This is a genomic window from Bdellovibrionales bacterium (assembly GCA_019750295.1).
Classification (GTDB): domain Bacteria; phylum Bdellovibrionota; class Bdellovibrionia; order Bdellovibrionales; family JAGQZY01; genus JAIEOS01.
This window is the reverse complement of record JAIEOS010000146.1, coordinates 1-2,656: the sequence shown is the minus strand read 5'-3', so window position 1 is coordinate 2,656 and position 2,656 is coordinate 1. Positions and strand designations below refer to the sequence as shown.

Genomic DNA, 2,656 nt, shown 5'->3' with positions numbered 1-2,656 from the left:
CGGAAACTCCATACCCAATATGGAGGTTATGTTCGCTCGTTGTTTCAGCTCGTTTGTGCGGCTCGCGGTTTTTATACTGCTCATCACCCGCAAACACTTCCCACTCATGTTGACTTCCCTCAACAAAGAGCGTTATAACGGCCGCACCAACTTCCCATCCGCGGTTATGAGAAACATCTTCCAAAAAGTCTCTATACGCTTGTGCTTTTGGTCCAAGTGGGCGCGAGTCAAATGTACTAACATCAAAAGCAAACACAGGATCCCTTGGGATATCCAAAAACATGTCGGCGTGTGAGCGTGGCGGAAACGGGCGCCCATACTTTTTCCCAAGCACATCGGCTGTAATATGCCCCTCTTCTTCCTCTAGTATGTTTTCTTCAAGGTCTTTCCGGATTTCAAAATACGGATCTTCGCCCTCCGCGGGTGGCGGTGGGAGTCTTGAAAGAACACCTCGCAAATAGTACGGAAATGGTTTTACAAAAGTCAGGTATTCCGAATGGAAATGATGAATCATATCCTCCGGTAGCACCATGCCTGCAAACGCTGGCCCTGCCCAATGAACTTTGTGGTCCATAACCCGAATCGCAGCATCACGAAACTCAATGACACTCATCGGCGCGCGTTCGTCCGTTTCGCGTCGCCCGCCGGCGTGGTGTTCAAAAGGTAAATCAGAACCTAAACCGCGCAGTCCTCCTTCTTCAATGTGACGATTTACCATGGTCCAATAATTCAAGAATAACAGGTAACTGACGAAAACGCTCGCCACCCGCTTTGACGCTAAAATGCTCAGCGCCGGGGACAATGGTCAGCTCCCCGTCAAGTTCTTTTGCCAAGTACTGCGCGCCTTCTAAGGGGCAGTGCGGGTCGTTGTCGGAATGCAAGAGTGAAAACATCTTTGCTTTTGTTTTTATTTTTGCGTAGTCAAACGGTTCTTCAAAAAGCCCGCCCAAGTTCGGCCATCCTAAATCATCCTTAAATGTGCCAACGAGAATCGCCTGTTTCACAAGTACGCGCTCAGGCAGTTTTGAAAGTATGCCGTAAATCGCCACCGAGCCTGAGGAGTGCCCTATCAGCACCGACTCTTCATTAAATTCCCAATCGGAAGCGAAAATAAATTCGTTGTACCTTTTTATATTCGGTGCATCGGCGTCCGGCAGTTGCGGAACCCACACTTTGTATCCCCGTTTCTCAAGTTCGCCTTTCAGCCACGGAAACCAATTACTCTCCGGCGTGGAGTTTGTCCCATGAAGAATGAGAGCGTTTTTCATACAGTAATAGTATCTTTAAAGCACGAGAAATAACACTCGGGTTATGATAGTGTTGTACAGCATTGGGGAGTCGTCTAATGGTAGGACATCAGGTTTTGGTCCTGAGTATTGGGGTTCGAGTCCCTACTCCCCAGCAGTAATGAAGAAAATTATTATCATCGGAAACGGTTTTGATATAAATTTAGGCCTTCCTACGGCATATTCCGATTTTCTTAGAAGTGAGTTGTATTTGAAACTTCTAAAAAGTGGAAATCAGATGGCACTCTTCCTTTCAAAACAAAACTCGCTTGATAGATGGGTTGATGTAGAAGTTGGTTTAAATACATATGCTGACCTCGTCTGCGCAAATGAAGACAATCTTCCATCGTTCAAAAAAGAATACAAAGAACTGCTGAGCACTTTTTTGAATTACTTAAATTCGCTCGATTTAAATAGTGTCAACGCTGAATCGGATGCGTATAAATTCATTTTTGAAAACTCAATAGCAAATGGAGCAATTTCAGACACTATGTTCTTCAATTTCAACTACACACCCACCGTTAGATCAATTCTAACTAAAGTGGGTTGGTCTCGTGATGAAATTGCTTCTAGACACAATCACGTTCACGGAGAATTAACATCTAAGGTCGTTTTCGGTATTCAAGATAATTCTAAAACGAGCAAATTTCACACTTTCGTGAAAAAATCTGCAGCCGGAGGCTTTGCTGTAACACACCTATCTGACCAACTGACGGAACCATACGATGTGTTTATTTTTGGCTATTCTTTAGGTTTAACTGATGAGATGTACTTCAAGTCGCCCTTTCTTCGTCTGGCGATTTCTCCGAGACAAAGGACAAAAATGCACATATATCACTACGGAGAAGAGGCCCTAGATGACATAAAGCACCGAATCGACGAACTGACGAACCACCAATTAAGTGATTTCCAAAAGTCGTTTGAAATTATTCCTAAACCAATTCAAGCATAAACATTACTGCAAGACACTCGCCCCCTGAGCCGTCTATACCCCGTGAGATAGGCTCTTCTATCTCACGGGGTAAACTGAATTAGATATGAAGTCTTTATCTGCCCTAGCGGTTTTCGGGTTACTGTTTTTCCCTTTTGCGTCGGTGCAGGCGGAGACGCGCTCAATTCTTTTCCCTGTAGACAGCGAATACAGTTTCCGAAACGACTTCCGGGAACCCAGGGACGGAGGAGCGCGTGAACACCTGGGTATTGATATTATCTCGGACAAAATGACTCCGCTCGTAGCGGTCGTAGACGGCACGATTACATTCATCGCAATTCCTCAGGCGTCGTGGGGTTATGCAATAACGCTTGAAGATGCAGAAGGATATTCTTACCGCTACTTGCACATTAATAACGACACGCCGGGGACGGACGAC

4 protein-coding genes and 1 tRNA gene are annotated in these 2,656 nt (G+C 45.4%); 3 read left to right on the top strand and 2 right to left on the bottom strand.

Features of this window, described 5'->3' with window-relative positions; genetic code table 11:
• The coding region (locus K2Q26_16015; GenBank protein MBY0317025.1) for a hypothetical protein at nt 1-718 on the bottom strand (718 nt) is incomplete at its 3' end.
• Nucleotides 699-1,268, bottom strand: coding sequence for an alpha/beta hydrolase (locus K2Q26_16010; GenBank protein MBY0317024.1), 570 nt, complete (start codon nt 1,266-1,268; stop codon nt 699-701). The genes K2Q26_16010 and K2Q26_16015, both read right to left, overlap by 20 nt.
• Nucleotides 1,269-1,331: 63 nt before the next feature.
• Here K2Q26_16010 and K2Q26_16005 point away from each other — a divergent pair.
• The 3 genes from K2Q26_16005 to K2Q26_15995 all read left to right on the top strand — a co-directional run.
• A tRNA-Gln gene (locus K2Q26_16005) sits at nt 1,332-1,402 on the top strand.
• Nucleotides 1,403-1,407: 5 nt separating this feature from the next.
• Nucleotides 1,408-2,238, top strand: a complete 831-nt coding sequence (locus K2Q26_16000; protein MBY0317023.1) for a bacteriophage abortive infection AbiH family protein — start codon at nt 1,408-1,410, stop codon at nt 2,236-2,238.
• A gap of 85 nt (nt 2,239-2,323) precedes the next feature.
• On the top strand, nt 2,324-2,656 hold a 333-nt coding region (locus K2Q26_15995; GenBank protein ID MBY0317022.1), incomplete at its 3' end, for a M23 family metallopeptidase.